Below are 24,039 nucleotides of genomic sequence, written 5' to 3'. Positions count from 1 at the left end.
TCGTCGAAGCTCTTGGGCGTGCTTTTGAGTTCTCCCTCGAGGTCGTACGTCCAGAGGTGGTACGGACACTTGATTCGCTTTGCATCGCCGGGATCGGTCATCGGCGTATCCTCGACCATCTTCGAGCCGCGGTGGGCACAGACGTTGTCGAACGCTTTGATATCGCCGTCGTGACCGCGGACGACGATCAGTTGCCGATCGCCGATCGTCCGCGTGAAGTACTGGCCGGGATCGCTGATGCTGTTGGCGTGGCCGGCGTACACCCAGTACTGGCCGAACACCTTCTCTTTCTCCCTCTCGAAGATTTCCGGGTCAGTGAAATACTTCGCCGGTAACGCATTTGATTTCTCCGTGATATCTGAACTCACTGCTTGCGTTTGTGATTCGTCCCACTGTGTCATACAAGGCCACAAATGACACACCTATAAAAAACAGTTCACCTGTGATACTGAACATCAATATAAACCAGTGAGAATTCGGGGGGTGTGGACGAACGGACGGACACAGTCTACAGAGGTGGAAGCGTATTCTTGATTCCGGCCCGTGACCAGTCGATACATTCCTGGCGATCATCAGGAAGGTGTCTCAGAACAGCGCTATCTCGTCGAGCGTGACCCTGACTCACACACCGTTCTGATGGTCAAGGCGTTTTCGGGAACGGACTCATCTAACCCTGGTAGCATCGACGGGAGAGCACTATTTGTACTCCCCCGTCGTCTGTGATCGTCGCCGCCTGAGATGGCGCTTCAGTTCCAGTTGCGTATCGATGAGTGTCTCGAGTTTTTCCTCGATCAGTCGTCTGCCGTGGCCGCTTCCTCTGTGATGAGTTCGTTCCACTGTTCGACGCCAGCTTCGGCGACCTCGCGGTCCTGGCTTACGGCACCGCCAGAGACGCCGATCGAGCCGACGACCTCGCCGTCTTGCTCGAGCGGATAGCCGCCGCCGAAGATGACGATCTGGTCGTCGTCGGTCGTCTGGAGACCGTACAGGGAGTTGCCCGGTTCGGAAGGCTCCGCCAGTTCGTGTGTCGGCATCTCCAGGGCAGCGGACGTGTACGCCTTGTTACGCGAGATGCTCACGGAGGCCAGCCAGCCGCCGTCCATGCGGTGCTGGGCGATGAGGTTCCCCTCGCTGTTTGCAACCGTGATCACCATCGGATTATCGATCTCGTCCGCTTTCTCTTCTGCCGCTTCTATCAGCTGTTTCGCTGTCTCCAGCGGAATGGACTCTACCATGCAAGAGAACGATAAGGAGTTGGCGTGAAATAAGTTGCTATTATTTCCTTAGCATGTGGTATGATTTCGGGAAACTAATGGAGAATTATGCCCTGCAAGAGACCCTGTGTGCAGATAACTAGGGTTCGCTTGATTGATTCGGGTAGCTGCAAAGGGAAGCCGCCACCCCGCGATTCAGCGTTACTATCGCCAAAAATAGTATTTAAATTTCATTTTGTGCTTCTCCGTGACTTCGTCGATATCTCTGACAGCTCTGACGGCCGTTGGCGTGTCCACACACGAAATTAAGCGTCGCCGCTCGCGATGGTACCGTAGGATAACAGTGATATCACAGTTATCCGCAGCCACCTCGAAACTCTAACTATAATTCTTCGACCACGTTTTGGTGAAGATATGGGTGAGCGATAATTATATTTGTACTCGACTGGCACCACGGAGTGTACAATTATGAACGCAGACGACAGCTTGCCGGACCAAGCAGACACTGTTATTGTCGGTGCCGGTATCGTCGGGTGCAACCTGGCGTACCAGCTCACTGAACTCGGCCGAGACGATGTCGTCGTCGTCGATCAGGGACCGATGCCAACCACTGGCGGGTCTTCCAGCCACGCGCCGGGGATCATGTTCCAGACTTCCGAGTCGAAGATCCTCTCGAAGTTCGCCAAGCACAGCCGTAACGTGTACTCGGACCTGGAGGACGACAACGGGGTCCAAGCCTACAAGGAAGTCGGCGGTATCGAAGTTGCACGCAGCGATGAGCGGATGGACTTCCTCCAGCGCCGCGTTGAGCATGCCGAATCCTGGGGACTCCCGAATCCGGAGATCCTGTCGCCCGAGGAAGTAGAAGAAAAGCTGCCGCTCGTCGACAGCGACGTGATCCAGGGTGGCTACTACTCGCCGACCGACGGCCAGGTGTCCGGCGTCGTCGCCTGCGCTGCCCTCGCCAGAGAAGCCATGGACCAGGGAGCGAAGTTCGTTCCGCATACCCGCACCGAAGACATCGAGACCGAGAACGGGTCGATCAGCTCGGTTATCACCGAAAACGGGACGATCGAGTGTAACGAAGTCGTCATCGCAACGAACATCTGGGCGCGTCAACTGGGCGAGAAACTCGACGTTCACCTCCCGGTGACGCCGGTCGAGCACCAATACACGATGACCGAGCCGCTCGAGGAACTCGCCGACAACCAGATCGACGTCAGCGATCACCCGCTGTACGAGAATTACAAGGACGTCTCCGGCGAGAAGACTGACCGCCTGCTCGCGGGCCCCGACCGGCCGATCCTCCGCGATCAGGACAACGCGATGTACTTCCGGACGCACGGAGACTCCTACGGGATCGGGTCGTACAACCACGAACCCGTCGTACCCGACCCGCGAGAGCTCGGCGGCAACGAGGAAGACGCCGAACAGGGCTCGGTCCACGAGTTCACCGAGTACCATATGAACAACGCGACGCACCCTGACCGGCCGGACAAGGCGCCCCGCCAGGCCAGCGACGAACTGCTGCCCGCCACTGAGGGGCAGGAACTCGAACACAAGTACAACGGGATGTTTGCGGAGTCGCCGAACGGCCTGCCGGTGATGGGGCCGGTCCAGAAGTATGACGGTCTCTGGACCGCGGCCGCCATCTGGGTCACTCACGCCGGCGGCGCCGGCAAGGCGCTCGCCGAGTGGATGGAAAACGGTGTCCCCCGCCTCTCCGACGGACCGATCGACCTCCGGCACTGCAACGTCAATCGGTTCGACGCCCACGAAGGCAGCTGGGATTTCGCACGAGACACCGGCGGCGAGGAGTACCGCATCGTCTACAACATCATGCACCCGAAGTGGGTCTGGACGGATCATCAGCGAGACATCCGCCGCACGCCGATGTACCACAGCCACAAGGAACTCGACGCCGAGCTGTGGGCCGAAGCCGGGTGGGAGGAACCGCAGTGGTTCGAGTCCAACGCCGACCTGCTCGCCGAGTACGGCGAGCAGATCCCGGACCGTGAGGGCTGGGAGGGCAAGTACTGGTCGCCCATCGAGGGCGCGGAGGCGCTCCACGTCCGCAACAAGGTCGGCCTCCACGACATGACGTCGTTCAACAAGATGGAGGTCGTCGGGAGCGACGCCGGAGACTTCGTTCAGCGCCTCTGTACGAACGACATGGACATCGACATCGGCGACGTCCGGTACACGCTCATGTGTAACGAGGAGGGCGGCGTCCGCGCGGACATCACCGTCACGCGCGTCGACGACGACCGCTACCTCCTCCTGACGACCGGTCGCGAGGTCGGGAACAACCACGTCGCGTGGGTCCGCGAGCAGTCCCCCGAGGACGTGGTCGTCAACGACGTCACCTCCAGCCTGGCGGCGATGGTCTGTACCGGTCCGAACGCGAGGAAGGTGCTCTCCGAGGTGACGGACGTGGACCTCTCCGACGAGGCGTTCCCGTTCTTCACGAGTCAGCAGTTCTTCGTCAAGAACGTGCCTGTCACCGCGCTCCGAGTGTCCTACGCCGGCGAACTCGGCTGGGAGCTGTACACGCCTTCCGAGTACGGCGAGCAGCTCTGGGAGCATCTCATGGAGGCCGGCGAAGAGTACGACATTCGTCCGTACGGCAACGGCGCGCTGAACGCGCTGCGCATTGAGAAGGGCTTCCGGCTGTGGGGAGAGGACCTCCACACCGAGCACAACCCCTACGAGACGGATCTCGGATGGGCCACCGACCTGGAGACCGACTTCATCGGGAAGGAAGCGGTCGTCGAAGCGGCGGAGGGGAACAACATCGACCACAAGGTCGCGTGCCTGACCCTCGACGACGAAGCAGCGACGATCCTCCCTCACCGTCCGATCTTCGACGGTGACGAACGAATCGGCTACGTACACAGTGCCGAGTACGGGTACACGGTCGGCGCCTGCGTCGTCTACACGTACCTCCCGCCGGAGTACGCGGAGCCCGAGACCGAACTCGAGATCGAGTACGAGGGCGAACGGTACGACGCCACCGTTCGTGAGGAACCGCTCCTCGATTAAAACGAGCGCACTCGACGGCGCACTGCGATCTTGCGTCTGACTTTTCATTTTCTCTCGATGGGAGCGACGCTCTGTCGTGCGGTCCGGGGGACTATCGTCAGCAAAATAGGATAGTATACTCACACCTCGATCGGGGAACCTCAGTCCGCCCGGCAGTTGACCGCGAGTTCGTCAGTGACAGTGGTAGCCCGATTCACGACGCAACGTATCAGAGGAGTCCCCGGCAAGGTCGGTACCCGTCTTGTCCAGTTCGCCAAAGCGCATCGAACGGCCGCCGGCGATTGGGGCCCGCAAGCAGACACGGTCGTCCGCGCGGTGCTGTACGTTCGGTGACGAGGTACCTTTTTACACCGCAAGGGGATACGTCAAACCGATGTACCTTCGCGCACCCGATCGACTCCTCCGCGTGGATCTCTCGACGGAGTCGGTAGAACGCGTTTCCGTCCCGGACGAGTGGCGACGACGCTACGTCGGCGGCAAGGGTCTCGGAGCGCGGTACCTCTACGAGGAACTGGACGCCGGTACCGATCCGCTCGGGCCGAACAACGTCCTGCTGTTCATGGTTGGCCCGGTCTCGGGACTCCTTCCGGGAGAGAGCCGCTACGCGGCGATCACGAAGTCCCCGCTGACTGGGGTCTTCCTCGACTCGTACGCCGGAGGGACGTTCCCGGCAGTGCTCGCGGGCGCGTTACACGATGCTGGCGGCGTCCTCGTCACCGGCCGGGCGTCAGAGCCAGTCCGACTCGTCGTGGCGGACGGAGACGTGAATATCGAGTCGGCCGAGACCTGGGGAGAAGATACCGTCACCACTGACGAGTATTTTTCCGACGCCGCGGTCGCCTGTGTCGGTCCCGGCGGGGAGAATCAGGTCGCCTACGCGACCATTTCGTCCGACGCCGGCGACCACCACGCCGGTCGGGGCGGCGCGGGCGCCGTGATGGGTGCCAAACGGCTCAAGGCTGTCGTCGCTCGGGGCGATCCCCCAGCGGGCCTCGAGGAACTGCGCGAGCGGTACGCGGAACGCTACCGCGAATCAGACGCTGGAAAGTGGCTGCAAGCGAGCGGCACCGTCGAAACGGTCGACTTTGCCAACGAGACCGGCGTCCTCCCGACGCGCGGATGGCAAGGCGGGCAGTTCGATGGCGCAGACGACATCGGCATCGCCGCCGTCCGCGAACTGGCGCGAGAGCGGGAGTACCCGGACGACGACCCCGGAGGGTACCGAGTCGAGACTGACGCGGGCGAGAGCGTCCCCCGCGGTGCGACGGCGATGACGCTCGGCGCGGGACTTGGAATCGACGATTTCGACGCTGTGGCGGAACTCGGAGCGACGTGTGACCGATTCGGTCTCGATCTGATCAGCGCCGGAAACACCGTCGCGTGGGCCATCCATGCCAGCGAGGCGAGCCTGCTAGAGCACTCGTTTTCGTTCGGTAATCCCGACGACGCACGATCACTGCTCCGCGACATCGCAACCCGAGAGACGACGCTCGGCGACGCACTGGCGGAGGGAGTCGACGTGGCGGCCGAGCGGTTCGGCGGCGACGATCTCGTGCCGACGGTCAAAGCGATGGAACTGCCCGCGTACGATCCACGAGGCGCCGAAAGCATGGCGCTGGCCTATGCCACGAGCGATCGCGGCGCCTGCCACCGGCGAGCGATCCCGATCGAGCGGGAGGTCTTCGAGAACTGGAGTCCAGGGCGGGCCGCCCGCGCCGTCGTAACTGAACAGGATCAGCGATCGATTCTCTGGAGCCTGATCGTCGACGACTTCGTCGGCGACGTCTTCGAGGATCTCGGCGCCGAGTGGCTAGACGCCGTGGGGTTGGACACCGACGGAGACCTGCAGACGATCGGGGAGCGCATCTGGACGCTTACCCGATTGTTCAACGTTCGCGAGGGGATCGCTCGAGCGGACGACGAACTACCGCCCGCGCTCCGAAAACCCCTGAAGTCGGGGCCGAACGACGGGCAGGCGGTAGACGAGGACCGTTTCGAAGCGATGCTCGACGCCTATTACGCGGAGCGCAGGTGGGGAGCCGACGGTCGACCGGCCCGCGAGACTGTCGATCGTCTCGGGTTAGACGAGGTCGTCGACGACGAGACGCCGCTGGCCGAGCAACCCATGGAACGGAAATGATTGTCACAACGGCCACTGCTCCGTCAGAACGCCAGGCCGGCTCGGCCAGTAGTCGCAGCCGAACCGTTTCGGCGCTCATCCGGCACCAGTCCGGACGAAGCTGGTCGTTTGGTAACTACGATGGCCAGTCGTCGACAACGTCCAGAAGCGGACGTAGTTCCGCAGCGTTCTGTGTTAGCGTGACTGTATTCTGGACCTGATCGTACTCGACGATATCTGCAGCTGCTAGTTTCGGAATGTCTGCGTGATAGAGCGACATGTAGACGTCTTTCACGTCCTCTTTCGAGACATCGGTCGTCCCAGTGCCGTTCTCCAAAGCGGCGACTTCATCTGCCAGGTCCGCTAACGCCATCGGGTTGTCGACCGGTAGCAGGCATTGAAGCACGCACCGACAGCGCTCGTTCGACAGAGCCTCGAGCGCGGTATCCGCTGCTATTGATTCGATATCGGTGGGATCCGGCCCCGGGGCTGCAGTCGAACAGGGGGTGTCGTCCGGCATTACAATCACGTACTTCTGTATTATACTAAAATATATTGGTGAAATAGATTTCTGATTTACCTGTACCCGAATAAAGTATTGGGGAAGCAAGTATTATTGGTGTTCTTATATTTTGTAGTCTACACCACGGAACAGCGTGTGGCCGCGTGAAGCGAGCGGATTCAGTCACGAAATTTCGGCTGTCAAGCGCTCACCGAAACTCCGTTTACTCGGCACACTCGGCCGCGGGATCGCCTATCTCCTCGACAGGGCTGTCGGAATGGTCGACGAGTACGCGCACCAGCATGCCGAATTGAACCGCTACGGCTTCCCGAAGTTCGTTGCTTCCTCGGTATCGGTACCGAAATAATGCTCGTGGCGGCCGTTTTCGTGGACATTACCGGTGTACACCGGACGGAGATCGTTACCGGAGGCTGCCGCCGCAGCTTCCGTTTTGGCTTTCTGGAATCGGGGGTTCGTCATCACACCTAATAGTAGTTCAGAGATTCCTCACCTCTTTGATAATTTAAGTGAATGATCGGCGGGGGCCGACTTGCGTCGATCCGTTGAAACCAGATTGGCTGTGAGCGGGTACGGGAGAAGGATCTGTAACAGGGACCACCAACAACCCGATTGTGATGCACCCACAACGTCGGCCGTGGGTTTAATCCCGATATCACGTAAAAAATAAGTATAGTAATTCGGTCATGAGAGTTTTTATCCCTGCGATTCAACGGTATAACCAATGGAACGAGGCGCAAGTACCGCTGATCGCTCACCGCTCGTCCGCGTCGCGACCGACGTAGCGGCAAACGGTGACGAACAGATTATGACGGCGATGCGAGACGAAGCCGATTCGATACCGGTGGTCCGCACGGGACCGGTCGGTGTGCCGGGGAGCGAACCACTCGTGATGGCGACGAGCGAGGGCCGGACGGCGTTCTTCGCCAAACCGGAGCCGTCGACCGCTCGAGACGTCGTCGATACACTGGAAGACGGACCCATCCCAGCGGATGACGCTGATGCGGCCGCCGAACACGGGCCCGAGACGACGACGCTTCCGGTTCCGAACACGGGGCCGCTCTCGATCGGTCGACGGTCGGTGCTTGGCCGGTGTGGATGGGTCGATCCGCTCGATCCGAAAGAGTGGTCGACCGTCGCGTCCGAACGAACCGCCGAGTCGGTGACAGATATCGGACTCCTCGGTCGGGGTCGCGGCGACGCCGCCGCCGATGACCCCGTCGCCAACGCGTGGGAGACCGCGCGGGACGCGGACGGAGATTCGGTCGTGGTTGCCAATGCGAACGAGACGCGCGACGAGCAGCGAGCGGACGAGGTGCTGCTCGGCGGAGCGCCGATAGCCGTCCTCGACGGGATAGCCGCCGTCGCCGAGTACGTGGGTGCCGACGACGCCGTCGTCTACCTGAACGAGGAGGATAGCCACCTGCATCGACACCTTCGCGAAGCGATCGATACAGTCGCGGGCGAACTGCCGATCGTTCCGCAGCTGGTGGCTGGCCCCGACGAGTACCGCGCCGGCGCCCCGACGGCCGCGCTCGAGGCGATGGAAGGCGCCGACCGCATCGAACCGCGTCTCCAGCCGCCGTCACCCGCCACGCACGGTCTCTACGGACGGCCGACGGTCATCCACACGCCGCGGACGTTCGCACAGGTACGGCGGGCTATCCGCGATCCGGACGCCTTCGACGTGGATGCCGCCGATCCGGGCACCCGGTTGATCACCGTCGCCGGCGACGTCGCCGATCCGGCGACCATCGAACTCCCGTCAGACAGTAGCCTTTCGGTGGTACGAGACGCCGTCGAACTGACAGGATCGTTCAAGATGGCCTGCGTCGGCGGGATCCTCGGCGGTATCACACGGGACCTCGACGTCGCCCCGACCGCACAGTCGCTCGCAGCGGTCGGTCTCGGAACCGACGGCGTGGTCGAACTGCTGAACGACGACCGGTGCGTGGTCGCCGACGTCGGCGAGCGCGCTCGATTCGCGTCCACCGAGAACAGCGGCCGCTGCGTGCCCGGCCGCGAAGGGACGAAACAGCTCACCGAACTCCTGCGAGACGTCTACCAGGGATCGCTCGAGACCGACACGATCCGAGAACTGGGTCGAGTGATGGTACGGTCGAGCAACTGCCAGATCGGCGCTCACGCGCCTCGCCCCGTGACGACCGCGATCGACGAGTTCGAACCGGAGTTCCACGTACACGCCGACGGTCGCTGTCCCAGCGGAACCTGTACTGAGAAACTATGAGCACTGACGACACACTTCCGGGCGTTCCCGATATCGAAGACTCGCAACCGAATACGCCGGTCTCCGCCACGTTCGAGACAGGGACCGCGAACGATCCCGAGGCCGGCACCCGCAGCGACGGGCCGACGACGGTGACGATCAATGGCAAACCGGTGACTGTTCCACCCGAGTCGACCATCATCGACGCGATGCAGACCGTCGACGACGAGACGGTTCGTGTCGATCCCGGCGCGGACGGCATTGATGACGACGCCGACGTCCCCGCGCTCTGTTACTACGACCGCGACGGCGACTGCAGCGGTGAGATCGGGCCGCGCAGCGAGTGCCGGACCTGCATGGTCGAGACCGACGAGCACGGCCTCGTTCCCTCGTGTTCGTTCCCGGCCGAGGAGGGGCTTACCGTGCAGACGGACACTCCCGATGCCGAAGAGACACGCAGCGTCAACCTCGATCTGGTCCTCTCGAACCACAACCTCCGGTGTACGACCTGCAACGGCAACGGCCGCTGCGAACTACAGGATACTGCAATCAGCGAGGGCGTCGACCATCCGCGCTATGGCGTCTTCGGCGATCGTGACGAGTACGAACCGCTCGACGACAGTTCGTCGTTCATCCAGATCGACCGGAACAAGTGCATCCTCTGCAACCGGTGTGTCGAGGGCTGTAACGACGTGCAGGTCGAGGGCGTCCTCCGCATCGAGGGCCACGGCGAGGACACCCGAATCGGCTTCCAGTCCGACGCCGAGACGATGGCCGAGTCCGACTGCGTCTCCTGTGGTCACTGCGCGACCGTCTGTCCGACGGGCGCGTTGACGGAGAAGGACATCGGCGGCGCTGCGACACTTCCGCTTCCAGGGTTCACTCAGCGCAACTCCATCGGGACGGTTATCGGGCACGAGGCTGCCGAAACGCTCGACGACACGACGGCACCGAATCGCTCGCCCGACCCCGGCGGAGAGAGTCGGATCGGAGCCAGCCCCAGCGTGAGTCCGGACGATCGAAGCGGCGTCGCACGGTTTATGTCCCAGAGCAGGCGCCGTGCGATGGACCTCGCCACCGAGTACGGCCACAAAGCCATGTTGGCGGGCGAACACACCGCCGAGAACATCGCGACGAAGGTGCTCCCCGAGGGGAGATTGTTCGACGTCGCGTCGACCGTGAGCGACTACCGCCTCGGCAAGATCGACAAGGAGGAGACGACGTGCGGGTTCTGTGCGGTCGGCTGCCGATTCGAGATGTGGGGCAAAGACGGCGATGCGATCGGCGTCCAACCCGTTGACGATCCCGCCCAGGCGCCCGCCAACAACTTCTCGACCTGCGTGAAAGGGAAGTTCGGCCACGAGTTCGCCAACAGCGACGAGCGGATCACGGAACCGCTCGTGCGCACCGACGACGGCGAGTTCGAGACGGCGTCCTGGGACGAGGCGCTCGACCGCGTCGCCGACGAGTTGCGCGCGATCCAGGACGAACACGGCATCGACGCCGTCGGCTGTCTCGCGTCGTCGAAGGGGAGCAACGAAGAGGCGTATCTCGTCCAGAAGTTCGCCCGACAGGTTCTCGGAACGAAAAACATCGACAACTGCGCGCGGCTCTGTCACTCGACGACGGTGGCAGCGCTGCAACAGACCCTCGGATACGGCGCCATGACCAACCGCATCAACGAGGATATCGGCGAGGCCGACGCCTACCTCATCACCGGGTCGAACACGACGGAGTCGCACCCTGTTCTGGCGACCCGAATCAAGCAAAACGTCCGAGACGGGGCCGACCTGGTCGTCTTCGATCCCCGTGAAGTCGGCATCGCCGAGCACGCAGACCAATACACGCGGACCAAGCCCGGGTACGACGTCGCTTGGCTCAACGGTCTCATTCGATACATCGTCGAGAACGAGCTCCACGACGAGGCGTTCATCGAGCGCAACACGAAGGGGTTCGAGAAAGTCAAGGAGAAGGTGCAGGCATTTACGCCTGAGAAAGTCGAAGAACTGGCAGGCATTCCGCCCGAAGAGCTGAAATCCGCCGCCGAGACGCTCGCCGACGCCGAGACCGTCGTCTTCGGCTGGGCGATGGGGATGACCCAGTCCAGTCACGGCACGCAGAACCTCCTCGCGATGGCCGATCTCGCCCTCACGCTCGGCCAGGTCGGTAAGCCCGGCGCCGGGCTCTCACCCTTCCGGGGGCAGAACAACGTGCAGGGCGGCGGTGGTGACATGGGAACGCTTCCCGGAAGCCTTCCGGGCTATCAGGATCCGGCAGACGCCGAGGTCGCCGAAAAGTTCGAAGAAACGTGGGGCGAGCGCCCGCCCGAAGAGCCAGGGCTCAAGGTACCGGAGATGCTCGCAGAGGCTCACGAAGGCAACCTGCGTGGAATGTACGTCGTCGGGGAGAACCCCGCGCTGTCCGAACCCGACATCCAGCACGCCGAAGCGGCGCTCGAGAAACTCGAGTTCCTCGTCGTCCAAGACATCTTCATGACGGAAACGGCGACTCACGCGGACGTGATCTTGCCCGCAGCGACGTCGCCGGAGAAACACGGTACGTTCACTAACACCGAGCGCCGCGTCCAGCGGGTGCGCCCAACTGCGACGCCGCCCGGAGCGGCGCGCCAAGACTGGGAGATCACGCAGGACCTGGCCAACCGGCTCGAGTATACCTGGGACTACGACCATCCGCGGGAAATCATGGACGAGATCAGCGACCTGGTCCCGATCTACGGTGGCGTCAGCTACGACCGCCTCGAGTCGGGCGACGAGCACGGACTCCAGTGGCCCTGCTGGGACGAAGACCACCCCGGAACGCCGTACCTCTACGATTACGAGGACGGGGAGTTCAACTTCGACGACGGGATGGCGCGTTTCGTGCCCGCGGACGGTGGACATCCCGGCGAGTTACCCGACGAAGAGTATCCGCTCACGCTCACCTCCGGGCGGGTGCTCTACCACTGGCATACCGGCCAGATAACCCGACGTGTCGAGGGGCTCATGAGCCACGTCGGCGAGAGCTTCGTTGAGATCAACCCCTCGACGGCCGACGAACTCGGCGTCGCCGACGGCGAGTACGTTCGGGTCGAGTCTCGCCGCGGAGACATCGTCGTCAAGGCGACCGTGACCGACCGCGTCGGTGACGGGACGCTATTCATCCCGATGCACTTCGCTGCCGGCGCGGTCAACAAGCTCACCCAGGAGAGCTTCGACCCGCACACCGGCATTCCCGAGTACAAGGTGTCCAGTGTCCGCGTCGAACCGCTCGGATCGGACGCCGATCCGGACGTACTCCAGGCACCCGACGCCGGAGCTGATAGCGACGGCGGAACCGTAGTCAGCGACGACTGATCGTCGCGGGCATCTCGCTCGTCAACTGCTTCTGTTCGAGCGAACTTCTCGTCTCGGAGCCATCACGAAGGTACCGAATCACCGCCCGGTTCGGACGCTCTCGAAGCGCACGAGCCGAAAAACGAACGCCGACCACTGAACCGCTCGCCGTCCGTATCGCCGAGAATCAGTCTATCGGTTCGTTCGCCCCCGTACGGCCCTGGCCCGCGTCTGGTATGGAGTCAGAACGGTTTTCTCGTCGGCGATAGCGCCGGCGACCGGACCGATCACGTAGATTGCTACGTGCGTCCGAAAGTTCGCGTCATCGAGGAGACGGTTCTCCGGTCGATTGTCTCGGAGACAAGGGGGAGGGTCACACCATCGGCGATATCTGTCATTTGTTCACGGCGGCTTGTCCCCGTTCGCACGGTCCGCAAGACTCCGTCTGGCGCTTATTACGGAAAACCGAGTGCTCCGGAACGATCGTTGTTCGCCGTCGACTGCGATAGGTCGCGCACAGCAGTCGCCCGCGGCCAGTGCTAACGGGCTAGATCGGTCTCCGACCGACGAAGCGGCCCGACCGGAACTAGCTTCGATCGGGTGCGGGTCTCGCCTGCGAAAACCTCAGCCGAGTTGGCCCCATCAGGACGCGCCGTAGCCGACTTCCTCTCGAAGTTCGTCCCACGATTCGTGGAACCCGTACGTCGCCTCCGACTCCGTACTGATGGTGTTCTGGTACACGTCGTCGTACTGTAATAACTGCGTCCAGCCGTCGTGGTACCGGTAGCTACAGTATTGGCACATGGACGACCATACCACGCCGGACGGAAAAGGCGTATCGGTAAAACCGAGCAACGGCCGACTGTCCCGGAGTCGTCAACCCGGTCATAGCCTCACTGGCAGAACGCCGTTAGACGGCATCCGTGCGAACACGTCACGCTGTGGACGATCGGTTCCTCGTGGCCGACTGAGACTACTCGGTTACCGCGAGCGCCTCGATTTCGACTGCGGCGCCTTTGGGAACGCGGCCGACCTCGACGGCGCTTCTGGCGGGCGGCTCTTCGTCGAAGAACTCGCTGTACGCCTGGTTGAACTCGTCGAAGTCGTCGATATCGTCGAGGAACACGGTCGTCTTGAGGACGTCGTCCATCGATCCCCCTTCGGACTGGAGGATCGCGCTGACGTTTTCGAGACACTGTCGAGTCTGTTCGTCGACCGGCGCATCGTCGAGGAGTTCGCCGTCGGTTGTGAGCGGAAGCTGACCCGCAGTGAAAAGCATCTCACCGTTCGTCGTTGCCTGGCTGTACGCGCCTACGGCTGCCGGAGCATCGTCGGTACTGATTGCACGCTTCATAGACACCGATATCCGCTCCTCTATCTTAAAGGCAGGTAGTGTGCGGGTTTACCAGCATATAACGTCAGAGATATTATTTCTTGAGGTTGAATATCCGCTGCACGCAAGATACTTACCGTCCATAATCGACGTCTAGATATGGCGTTCAAACAATCGCTCGAGCAGATAGATCCGAATACGGCCGAGGCCATCGACCTCGAGCGTGAGCGGCAGGAATCGACGCTGGGGATGATCGCCTCCGAGAATCACGTCTCGAAAGCTGTGCTCGAAGCACAGGGGAGCGTCCTCACGAACAAGTACGCCGAGGGATACCCCGGCGGGAGATACTACGGTGGCTGCCAACACGTCGATACGGTGGAGGAACTCGCTATCGAACGCGCGAAGGAACTGTTCGGAGTCGACCACGCCAACGTGCAACCCCACAGCGGCACGCAGGCCAACATGGGCGTGTACTTCTCCGTGCTCGAACCGGGTGACAAGATACTGTCGCTGTCACTCTCGCACGGTGGACACCTCTCGCACGGCCACAACGTCAACTTCTCGGGACAGCTCTACGACGTCGAACAGTACGAGGTCGATCCCGAGACGGGGTACATCGATTACGACGAACTCGAGAGCCTTGCGCGCGAGTTCGACCCGGACATCATCGTTAGCGGCTCCTCGGCGTATCCCCGCGAGTTCGAGTACGACCGTATCGGCAAAATCTCGGATGCGGTCGACGCCTACCACCTCGCGGACATCGCCCACGTGACCGGCCTCATTGCGGCCGGCGTTCACGAGTCGCCAGTCGAACACGCGGAGTTCGTCACCGGGAGCACGCACAAGACGATCCGCGCCGGCCGCGGTGGCATCATCATGTGCGACGAGGAGTTCGCGGACGATGTCGACTCCGCGGTGTTCCCCGGCGCGCAGGGCGGGCCGCTGATGCACAGCGTGGCCGGCAAGGCCGCAGGGTTCGCAGAAGCGAACACCGATGCGTTCCAGTCCTACGCCGTACAGACCATCGCTAACGCGAATACGCTCGCCGACGAGTTCGACGACCGAGGACTCTCGCTGGTGAGCGGTGGAACGGACAAGCACCTCATGCTCGTTGACCTCCGCGACTCCCACCCTGACATCACGGGAGAGGAGGCCGAAGAGCTACTGTCCGACGTCGACATCATCGTCAACAAGAACACCGTTCCCGGCGAGACGCGGTCGCCCATGGTGACCAGCGGGATCCGCGTCGGCACGCCGGCGCTCACGACCCGGGGATTCGGAGAAAAAGAGATGAAGACTGTCGCCGACCTCATCGTGGACGTGCTCGACAATCCCGAGGACGAGGACGTTCACGACCGAGCCGCCTCGACGGTCGAACACCTTTGCCAGGAGTTTCCCATCTACGGGTAGCGGGAGGGTATCGTCCCTCGAGTGTCCTCAAGTACGCGCTGCTCTTTTTACGCGATTCGACCAGTAACGCCGTTACGGTCGGTCTTTTCGAGAGAGGAGACGGTCAGCAACCAATCGTGACTCCGGACTGCGTTCGAGGGCACATCGTGTACACGATGACTCGAGCCTGCCGCCTCGATCGACGGGCGCTCTGACCGAACTGCGCGACACTGTTTGCCGCCGTGCAGTCCAGTTATCGTGTCCCGCGACATCGGCAGCGGAGTGAGGTGAACAGGCGGCAACGTCAGTGAGGACAGATCGCTGTACAACGAGAAGGAGAACTGAGGCGACGTCGTCTGCACTGATGAACCGATGCGTTCCCGTCGCCGCGACCGGACGGCCTACTCTCGATTTCGGCCAATTGTGTCTCTCGGAACCACCGCTCTCGTCGTCAGGCGTGCTTCTGTGGATCCCGCTGCAACCGCGAGAAGCGGGGCACAGCAAGTCCGAGGGTGATCAATCATCATCCGACTCTCGAGCTGCTGTCCCCCCTGAAGCGTCGAGTCTCGTGGACTGATCCGACACGGAATCCGAACGATCAGTGTCGAAGAACACCGGGTAGATATCGTGACAGGGATAGCTGATCGCCAACACCGCGAGGATGGTGATGACGGCGAAGGGACCGCCGGTGATAATCGACGCCGCCTGAAGCGCGTCGACGCCGCCGACGACCATCAGCAGGGACGCCAGTGCCCCGACCAGAGCGCCCCAGATCACGCGGTTGATCGTGGACGGCTCGAGTTCGCCGCCGGTCGTGAGCATTCCCAGCGCCAGCGTCGAGGAGTCCGCCGATGTGACGAAGAACGTCGTGATCAGCAACAGGAAAAGGAGGTTCAGTACGTCGCCGGCGGGTAATGCTTCGAACAGCGGGTACCCGGAGCCGGCGACGCCGTACTCGGAGATGACCTCCAGGATATCTGCCGCGTTGGTCGATTGTTCCGAAATCGCGATGCTACCCATGATCCCGAACCAGGGGATCGTCACCGCCGTCGACGCCAAGACGCCGGTGACGACTACCTGACGGATCGTACGGCCCCGCGAAACGCGGGCGATGAACAGCCCAACGAACGGCGTCCAGGAGAACCACCAGGCCCAGTAGAAGATGGTCCAGTTGCCGACCCAGCTCGAACCGTTGCCCGCGTTCATGAAGAAACTCATCGCGACGAACTGATTGATATACTGTCCGAGCGCTTCCGTCGTGACCGACATGATGTACGCTGACGGGCCCAGCACGAACGTCAGAAGCATGACTACCACGAATAGTCCCATGTTGAACCGGGACACCCGACGGACACCCTTCTCGATACCCACCGTCACTGACAGCGTAAACGCGATCGTCAGGCCGACGATCGCCAGAATCGTCCCGGCGTCACCGACCGATACCCCGGTAGTGTACTCGATACCGGTCAGGAACTGACTCCCGACGAACCCGAGCGTCGTCGAGATACCGCCGAGGGTGGCGAACACCGCGAGGATGTCGACCAGTTTCGCCCAGACGCTGTCCAGGTTGTCGATGCCCAAGAATGGAGTAAGCACCGTCGAGACGCGCATGGGGGCGTCGTGCCGGTACGTGTAGAACGCTATGGGAAGCGACATGATAGCGTACGCGGCCCACGCAGAAAGCCCCCAGTGAAAGAACGTGTACTGGACGGCACCGACCGCTGCGTCGGCCGTCTGGGACTCGGCGCCGACGAGTGGCGGAACCGTGTCGTAGTGGAAGATCGCCTCTGCTGGGCCCCAGAACACGATCCCTGCACCGATTCCGGCCGAGTACAGCATCGCGAAGTACGACAAGAAACTGTACTGTGGCTCCTCGTCCGGCTTGCCGAGCTTGACGTTCCCCCACGGACCGAACACCAGGAAGAGCGCGAACGCCACGACGAAGAACATCGCGAGGAGGTACATCCAGCCGACTTTTTCCTCCACTAACGAGTTCACACGCTTGACGGCGCTGGCTGCGGCGTCCGGCATCAGAGCGAAGGCGACGACTGCTACCAGCGCTGTGAGGAACCCGACGAGAAACACGGGAACGTCAAGCTCGTTCGCGAACCGAGCGAAGCGACCGTCTGGATTAGAGTCACCCATACGAAGTCAGTTGTCCCGGTCGTGCGCTGTGCGCGTCGACGTGAACTCGAACGATCTCGCGACACTGTTCTCCCCTCGCACGTCCTCGACTCCTGTTCTCTCCGCTTGCGCGGCTCTCGTGTCTCGAGTTAGCATACGACTATCCTATCTCCTAACGTTCCGTGATGAGATATAAACCCACCGGAGCTGTTATTATCAAACATATTCTGTCAAAAATTAGGAGGGCGTCCCTTTTCGCGGTGGGCCGTCCACTAATTGTACGTTCACTCCCACTTTCGGTTCACATCTTCGACCGTGTCTCCCCTGGATCCGATCGCCCAAATGGTGGACTCAGCGTGTTCGGCACCGCTCGTTTCGATCCGGAAGGGTTCGCGATAATTTCGGAGATCTGTTTCGTCTCACCCGGGAACTGGTTACGCGCAAGTCTTGGCGCACCTACCTCTGACGAACTCTCCAGGATAGGTGGTCTGATCTTTGATCTCTATCGGCGCTGTCGTAGCCTGGACTGGATCTCACGAGATAGTGAGTCTCGGTGTCACTCGATTGGTCAAGCTACCGACTTTTTCTTGGGAGCATCCCTAACAAGAATATGTCGTCTTGTTAATAATATCAAAACATCAATTTTCTCACATGCGAACGTCCCCTGAAGACACGTAACATCGAGTTACAAGACAGACTTTGGAAGTCTTAGTTTAATATCATGATCTTTTATTATAGCCTAAGTTATAAGTTGATAAACTAAAAATGTTAGGAAGTATACAAAAGTATTTTCTCCTCAGTCGTTCTCTGAACCACGTAATGATGAATTTGAGAAGGATAAAAAACACATTCTATCACGATTGCAGTACATTCCATCACGATTTTGACAGTGAAGAAGAGCTGTTAGTATCGGTCATCAATGCGATAGCGAGCGCCGAAAACCGCTCCCCGACCGATATCGATCCGCTATACGGTAGTATCGAGCCGAAGCTACTCAATTCATTCTCAAAGTGTGCAGACGCGAGCGACGGATCACCACCGGTGAGCCTCACCTTCTCCCACGAGGGGTACCAGATAACCGTCGACGGGACGGGGAAAATAGTCTTGAGCCGAGACGAGACCAGTTCTTCGGCCCTCTCTTTCATCCGCCCGTCCAGCGAGAGTAGCTTGCTCGAGGAGTCGTCAGGAAAATTCACCTGTCATCACGACTTCGAGGCCGATCACTCTCTCACAGTCAGGCTCGTCAAGGCTCTCGCCGCAATCAAAGGCACTCGACCTACGGAAATTACCCCGCTCTACGAGAGTATTGATCCAAAAGTCCTCAGTATACTCGGTGACTATGCTGACGAGCGAGACGAACCCTCCCCTGTTTCCTTGGAGTTCGTCCACTCGGACCATCGAATAACTGTCGACGAGCGTGGGAAGATCTCTATCCGTGAGAGCACCCCGAATTCCAATGTAACTGACGTTGTTCGCGCCGCCTGGAATTCAGAACCACCGCTAACCGCACCTCGCTAGAACCCACTGCACAGACTATCTACTACTCGTATCGTTTAGCTCAGAATCTACGATAATTGTCGAAAGTAATTAAATATGAGATCAAAAGATAGCATCAGGGAGGGAAAATCGAGCGTATCGAGATTCGTTGACGAGCTCGACACGACAGTTTTTGTCGCAGGGTTTGTCCTCTCTCTTACAGCCATAGTAACCTTTCTCACGTATCCTCAATTGTCGGTAGGAGCGGTTCTTGCGGTTACGGATCATATTAGATACAACTACACATGGGTCTACGTCGTCACCATGTTTCTCATGCTACTGTTTGTTCTCTTCCTATTGTTCGGGAAGTGGAGAGACATTACGCTGGGAAAGCCGGCAGAGGACCCGGAGTTCACACTCTTTGAATTCTTCGCGATGATGTTCTCGGCAGGCATCGCGGCGGGCATCGTGTTCTGGGGCCCAGCAGAGGCGATCTTCCACTACGACACGGTTCCGCCGCTGATCGATGCGGAGTCGCAGATGCCTGCAGCGGCGACAGGAGCGGTCCAATACACGCTCTTTCATTGGGGAATTTACTATCTAATACCCTACACGATAATCGGGATCCCGATCGCGTTCCTCTCGTACAGGCACGACGCGCCGTTGCGGATATCGACGCTTCTCGTGCCTTTCGTCGGCATTGACGGACTCGACAACGTCTGGGGAAAACTACTTGATATCTTTGCGGTGCTTGTCACTATCGGTGGGATCACGACGACGCTGGGGTTCATCGGGAGCCAGCTCCTAAGCGGCGTTCAATACACCACCGGGATAACATTTGGAAATACGGAAACGATCCTACTCATCTCCGGGTTAACGGTCGTTTTTACGCTCTCGGCAGTCTTGGGCATCGAACGAGGGATTCGACGATTATCGCTGTTTAATGTTATCCTATTTTCGATTCTGGGGGTGCTCACGTTTCTCGTAGGGCCGACTAACTTTATAATAAATTTAGGAGTACAAGCGACAGGAGGGTATCTCGATGACTTCTTCGAGATGAGCCTGTACACCGGAATGGGAGAGGGCAACGGATGGATCGGCTCCTGGACTGTGTTCTACTGGGCATGGGTGTTCTCGTGGGCGCCGTTCGGCGGCCTGTTCGTCGCGCGCATCTCTCGCGGGCGAACCGTACGTGAAGTGGCTGCCGCAACCATCTTCGGGGCAACAGCAGGGACGCTCCCCTGGTTCTACACGATGGGCGGTACAGCTATCTGGCTCCAACGCTCTGGGCGCGCCAACCTGCTCGAAGAGATTTCAGCACACGGCATCGCCATCTCCGGATTTCCGATATTTAATGCACTACCTCTGGGACCGCTACTGGGAGGTCTGTTCCCGGTTCTTATCACCACGTTCTTTCTCACGTCCGCAGACTCCTCGACGCTTGCACTTGGGATGTTAACGACCGGTGGGAAAGAATCGCCGTCTAGTCTCAACCGCATCATCTGGGGAACACTGACGGGCATTCTTGCGTCGCTACTCATCGTTGGAGGGGGGGTCCCGGCACTGCGATCGTTAGCAATTCTTTCGGGACTTCCGTTCGTCGCGATTGCGATGCTCGCTATCGTCGCCACAAGCATCGAATTTCGGAAAGTCGCGCCGATATTCGAACGTTCTGCGACGGACAAAGAGTCGTCCAGGCTGGAACCCTACGAGGAGTCACCGAAATCCCACGAGGAGTCACAGCGCAAAGACTGACACTCCGCTGGGCGAAGACGATCCGTGCTTGAGGAACCGCTGGAGAGAGCAGGTCACAGAGTTTGTTTAGACCAATGCTCGCAGACCTGCTCATTGCGAGCTATGAGACGGATTTAGGAGAATCTTGGGAGAACGAGTGGACGGCGGTTGCATCAGGGTGTTCGCCGTCCGCCTCCATCAGACCGGTTGTTCGCTTCGAGAGACAACGACGATTCTCGCTGAATTAGGCGTTGAATGCTCTCACGGAGCAGTTTGGAACGGGGTTCATCGGCTGGCTGACAGCGGACGCGACCCGCCGATGTCCACGAGAGTGAAGCTCGCGTGTGGCCGCTTGGAGCGCTTTGCGCTCCAATGGTCGGCGAATCGAAAATTCGCCTCGATAGCAGAACGCGAAGCATTCTGCGGACGGCTTCGCTGTCGCAGGTCGCCATTGATGGAACCACTGTCAAGATTACCGGCAACTGGTCTTCGGTATACGATGCAATAGACATAGATTCGCGACTAATTCTTGATGTCGCAGTGTTCGGACAGCGAGGCACCGATTCAGCCGCTGCGTTCCTGCATCGATTGATCGAGAAACGCGATCTCTTCGAGATGGTGTTTCTCGTCGATGGCTACGGCTATCTGACTGTCCTCTCTCGAGTAGGATTGAGCGGTCAACTCGGTTATGTCGAGAGGAATCTGATCGAAAAGTGGGTGCAAACCGTCAAGGTTCGGGTTGACCGCTTTCATAACTCGTGGGTGGACGGTCGTGTGAGCGTCAGAGAATGCCTTGAATAGTTTGTACACTACAACACACAACAACCGTACCAATAACTCAAGTAACAGATGTCAATGGAGGTGCTAAACTAGTCAGTGTCTACGCACCCAGATAATAATCCATCTCACGCGGTTACCGATACCAGTTACAATATCCAAACTATTTATGTTCTATGTTGGAGAGAGAAACCAGAAATAGTTAACAAAAACTCCTCGCACCCCAGTGATTTATCATACAGAACGACAATGGGCAACCGAGAACAAAGCAAATGACGGCCATCACAACAGGCGATCATCTAGTTATCCGGGTCGCTGCCGGCGATCCAGACAGAGACCCCTCTCTGTCCACCGCTGGCTTCGACGGTCCAATCGTCAACGTCGGCCCAACGGGAGTGCCCGCACTCGAACCGCTTATCGCAGTAACTGCCGCGGGCCGGACTGCGCTTTACACACACTGTTCGACGGCCGATCTCGAGTCGATCACAGCGAGCGTCGAGGAAACTGGGGATGTCGATGGTGCAGACCCAGATGCCGTCGTTTCGCACGCCCCGGATCGAAACCGGTTGCCGACCGCACCGTTACCGGGACTGCGAGCTGGCGATCGACGCGTGCTCGGGGCATGCAGCTGGCGACGTCCGACGAGCGTCGCAGACCACAAGGCCGCCGGCGGATTCGCTCCGAGTGATGCGGAAACGGTATTGACGGTCGGCAACTCCCTGAACGGTCGCGGGTGGGGTGATCTGTGTCAGGACGACCCCCTCGCCGAGACGTGGCGAACAGCCCGCGCGACAGATGGCGATCCGGTTGTCGTGGTGAATGGACACGGATCACCCGCTGACACGCTTTTGCTTTCCAGCGCGCCGTTCGAGGTCCTTGACGGCGCGTCGGTTCTTGCGAGCACCGTCGCCGCCGACCGAATCATCGTCTACGCGTCGTCGGAGGACGATAATGCGGTCAAGACAGTTAGTTCAGCAGTCGACACCTACCCGGATCCCGCAGCCCCGATGGAGGTCGTCACCGGTCCCGAGGAGTACCGGGCAGCCGAGCCGACGATGGCGATCGAAGCCATAGAAGGGAACCACCGACTGGAGGCTCGTCTCCGGCCTCCAGGACCTGAACGCGTAGGGCTCGACGGTCGGCCGACGCTCGTTCATACGCCGCGGACGCTTGCACACCTCGCCGTGGGTCTGCGCGAGGGCATTGACGAACAAACGCGCGTGATGACCGTCCGTGGCGATGTCGATTCCGTCGCGACGGTCGAACTCTCGGAGACACAGAAGCTGTCGGAACTAGTCGATACTGTCGGTGTTGATGGATCGTTCAAGGCCGCTTGCGTCGGCGGCCGATTCGGCGGGATCACCCGTGATCTTGATGTCGGGATTGGAGTAGAAGCTCTCAATAACGCCGACCTCGGAACCGATGGAATCGTCGATGTCCTCTCTGACGCCCGGTGTCTGGTCGAGTTCGTCGGCCAGCGTGCAAGCTTCGCCGCCGAGGAGAACTGCGGCCGATGCGTGCCATGTCGGGAGGGAACGGCGCAGTTGGCGTCGTTGCTTCGGAACGTCTACGACGGCGAGTTCGACGCTCAAGCCATTGCGGAACTGGATCGTGTGATGGCTAGTTCCAGCATCTGCGTGTTCGGTGAGCGGGCAGGTCGACCCGTCCGGACCGCCATCGAAGCGTTCACATCGGAGTTCAAGGCGCACGCGGAGGGTCGCTGTCCCGCGGGGACCTGTCTCGAGCCACTGGAGGCCTAACCTATGAGTTCGGAAAACCCACAACAGATCGATGCACCGCCGCTGACAGAGGAAATCGCGCCCGGAACGGCGACGGATCCCCCAGTTGGGAGTACCGACGTGGCGACCGTGACCGTCGACGGAGCCACCATCGACGTGGCGGCCGGTGCAACGCTGCTAGATGCGATCGAGGCAGTCGAGACTGACGATTCCGTTCCAGCATTATGTAGCTACGACCGCCAAGAGATCGGTCCACGAAGTGAATGCCGAACTTGTATGGTTGGGACTGACGAACACGGCGTCGTACCGGCGTGTAGCTTCCCGGCCAAGGACGGCCTCACCGTTCAGACCGGCGCAGCCGATGCTGCCGAAGCTCGAGACGTTAACCTCGATCTCGTCCTGTCAGATCACAACCTTCGATGTACAACCTGTGGGAAGAACGGGCGGTGTGAACTGCAGGACGCGGCTATCGAACAAGACGTCGAAGAACCACGATACGGCGTCCTTGACGACCGCGACGAATACGAGCCGATCGACGACTCCTCGTCGTTCATCCAGATCGACCGCAACAAGTGCATCCTCTGTAACCGCTGTGTCGAAGCTTGCAACGATGTGCAGGTCGAAGGTGTCCTCCGCATGGAGGGCTCTGGACAAGACACCCGAATCGGGTTCCAGAGCGACGCAGAGACGATGGAGGAGTCAACCTGTGTCTCATGTGGACACTGCGTGACCGTCTGTCCGACTGGCTCACTCGTTGAGAAAGGGATCGAGGACGCAACGACGATCCCCCTCCCCGGCTTCACACAGAAGAACAGCGTTGGGAAGACCGACGAGAGCACTGGAACGTCAAAGGGACCGATGACGCCGAAGAAGCGCACCGAACACACGCTCGAGACACCCACGACTGAAATGACCGACTCTCCGAGTGATGACGGAATATCGAGTGATACATGGGACGACGACCAGAGCGGAGGTGACTGGTTGTGAACGATGACCTCGACGGTGTCGCGGGA

At 60.3% G+C, this 24,039-nt stretch carries 15 protein-coding genes and 3 pseudogenes; 11 read left to right on the top strand and 7 right to left on the bottom strand.

Annotated elements, in window-relative coordinates; all coding sequences use genetic code 11:
* The coding region (locus EH209_RS22200) for an aromatic ring-hydroxylating oxygenase subunit alpha (RefSeq protein WP_164722108.1) at positions 1–401 on the bottom strand (401 nt) is incomplete at its 3' end.
* 390 nt (positions 402–791) lie between these two features.
* Entirely contained in the window at positions 792–1,235 is a 444-nt protein-coding gene (locus EH209_RS22195; protein WP_126664983.1) for a GlcG/HbpS family heme-binding protein, read from the bottom strand.
* A 447-nt stretch (positions 1,236–1,682) separates the two neighbouring features.
* Here EH209_RS22195 and EH209_RS22190 point away from each other — a divergent pair, with 447 nt between their 5' ends.
* Positions 1,683–4,256: a GcvT family protein gene (locus EH209_RS22190; RefSeq protein WP_126664982.1), complete on the top strand. Its 2,574-nt coding sequence runs from the start codon at positions 1,683–1,685 to the stop codon at positions 4,254–4,256.
* Positions 4,257–4,629: 373 nt separating this feature from the next.
* A complete protein-coding gene (locus tag EH209_RS22185; protein ID WP_126664981.1) occupies positions 4,630–6,396 on the top strand; it encodes an aldehyde ferredoxin oxidoreductase family protein in 1,767 nt (588 codons plus the stop codon).
* 115 nt (positions 6,397–6,511) lie between these two features.
* Here the strand turns inward: EH209_RS22185 and EH209_RS24855 are convergent, their stop codons facing one another.
* Together EH209_RS24855 and EH209_RS25220 are read right to left on the bottom strand one after the other, a co-directional pair.
* Complete coding sequence (locus tag EH209_RS24855) at positions 6,512–6,895, bottom strand: DUF7344 domain-containing protein (RefSeq protein WP_229380303.1); 384 nt, start codon at positions 6,893–6,895, stop codon at positions 6,512–6,514.
* 205 nt (positions 6,896–7,100) lie between these two features.
* Positions 7,101–7,357 (bottom strand): annotated as a pseudogene (locus tag EH209_RS25220) (hypothetical protein).
* Positions 7,358–7,619: 262 nt separating this feature from the next.
* Between EH209_RS25220 and EH209_RS22170 the strand changes: the two are divergent.
* A complete protein-coding gene (locus tag EH209_RS22170) occupies positions 7,620–9,143 on the top strand; it encodes an NADH-ubiquinone oxidoreductase-F iron-sulfur binding region domain-containing protein (RefSeq protein WP_126664980.1) in 1,524 nt (507 codons plus the stop codon).
* Positions 9,140–12,475, top strand: a complete 3,336-nt coding sequence (gene fdhF / locus EH209_RS22165; protein ID WP_126664979.1) for a formate dehydrogenase subunit alpha — start codon at positions 9,140–9,142, stop codon at positions 12,473–12,475. The genes EH209_RS22170 and fdhF overlap by 4 nt, the downstream gene beginning before the upstream one ends.
* 621 nt (positions 12,476–13,096) lie before the next feature.
* Here the strand turns inward: fdhF and EH209_RS24300 are convergent.
* Together EH209_RS24300 and EH209_RS22160 are read right to left on the bottom strand one after the other, a co-directional pair.
* Positions 13,097–13,258: a hypothetical protein gene (locus EH209_RS24300; RefSeq protein WP_164722107.1), complete on the bottom strand. Its 162-nt coding sequence runs from the start codon at positions 13,256–13,258 to the stop codon at positions 13,097–13,099.
* Between the two features lie 169 nt (positions 13,259–13,427).
* The gene (locus EH209_RS22160; RefSeq protein WP_126664978.1) at positions 13,428–13,808 is read right to left on the bottom strand and encodes a Rid family detoxifying hydrolase; all 381 of its coding nucleotides are present in this window, start codon (positions 13,806–13,808) and stop codon (positions 13,428–13,430) included.
* A gap of 138 nt (positions 13,809–13,946) precedes the next feature.
* Between EH209_RS22160 and EH209_RS22155 the strand changes: the two genes are divergently transcribed.
* Complete coding sequence (locus EH209_RS22155) at positions 13,947–15,197, top strand: serine hydroxymethyltransferase (RefSeq protein ID WP_126664977.1); 1,251 nt, start codon at positions 13,947–13,949, stop codon at positions 15,195–15,197.
* Positions 15,198–15,692: 495 nt separating this feature from the next.
* Here EH209_RS22155 and EH209_RS22150 read toward each other — a convergent pair whose 3' ends face one another.
* Entirely contained in the window at positions 15,693–17,321 is a 1,629-nt protein-coding gene (locus EH209_RS22150) for a BCCT family transporter (protein WP_126664976.1), read from the bottom strand.
* 798 nt (positions 17,322–18,119) lie between these two features.
* Between EH209_RS22150 and EH209_RS22145 the strand changes: the two genes are divergently transcribed.
* The 6 genes and pseudogenes from EH209_RS22145 to EH209_RS22120 all read left to right on the top strand — a co-directional run bounded on the left by EH209_RS22145 (position 18,120) and on the right by EH209_RS22120 (position 24,013).
* Positions 18,120–18,818, top strand: a complete 699-nt coding sequence (locus tag EH209_RS22145; RefSeq protein WP_126664975.1) for a HalOD1 output domain-containing protein — start codon at positions 18,120–18,122, stop codon at positions 18,816–18,818.
* 75 nt (positions 18,819–18,893) lie between these two features.
* Entirely contained in the window at positions 18,894–20,531 is a 1,638-nt protein-coding gene (locus tag EH209_RS22140; RefSeq protein WP_126664974.1) for a BCCT family transporter, read from the top strand.
* Between the two features lie 74 nt (positions 20,532–20,605).
* Positions 20,606–20,829, top strand: a pseudogene (locus EH209_RS25215) (IS6 family transposase); the annotation flags it as partial.
* A 110-nt stretch (positions 20,830–20,939) separates the two neighbouring features.
* Positions 20,940–21,311, top strand: a pseudogene (locus EH209_RS25210) (DDE-type integrase/transposase/recombinase); the annotation flags it as partial.
* Between the two features lie 248 nt (positions 21,312–21,559).
* Positions 21,560–23,047, top strand: coding sequence for an NADH-ubiquinone oxidoreductase-F iron-sulfur binding region domain-containing protein (locus tag EH209_RS22125; protein WP_126664973.1), 1,488 nt, complete (start codon positions 21,560–21,562; stop codon positions 23,045–23,047).
* 3 nt (positions 23,048–23,050) lie between these two features.
* Entirely contained in the window at positions 23,051–24,013 is a 963-nt protein-coding gene (locus tag EH209_RS22120) for a 2Fe-2S iron-sulfur cluster-binding protein (protein WP_126664972.1), read from the top strand.
* Positions 24,014–24,039 lie beyond the last annotated feature (26 nt).

It is taken from the genome of Haloterrigena salifodinae, from assembly GCF_003977755.1.
Taxonomy (GTDB): domain Archaea; phylum Halobacteriota; class Halobacteria; order Halobacteriales; family Natrialbaceae; genus Haloterrigena; species Haloterrigena salifodinae.
The sequence above is the reverse complement of the archived record's forward strand: the minus strand, read 5'-3'. Positions and strand labels throughout refer to the sequence as shown.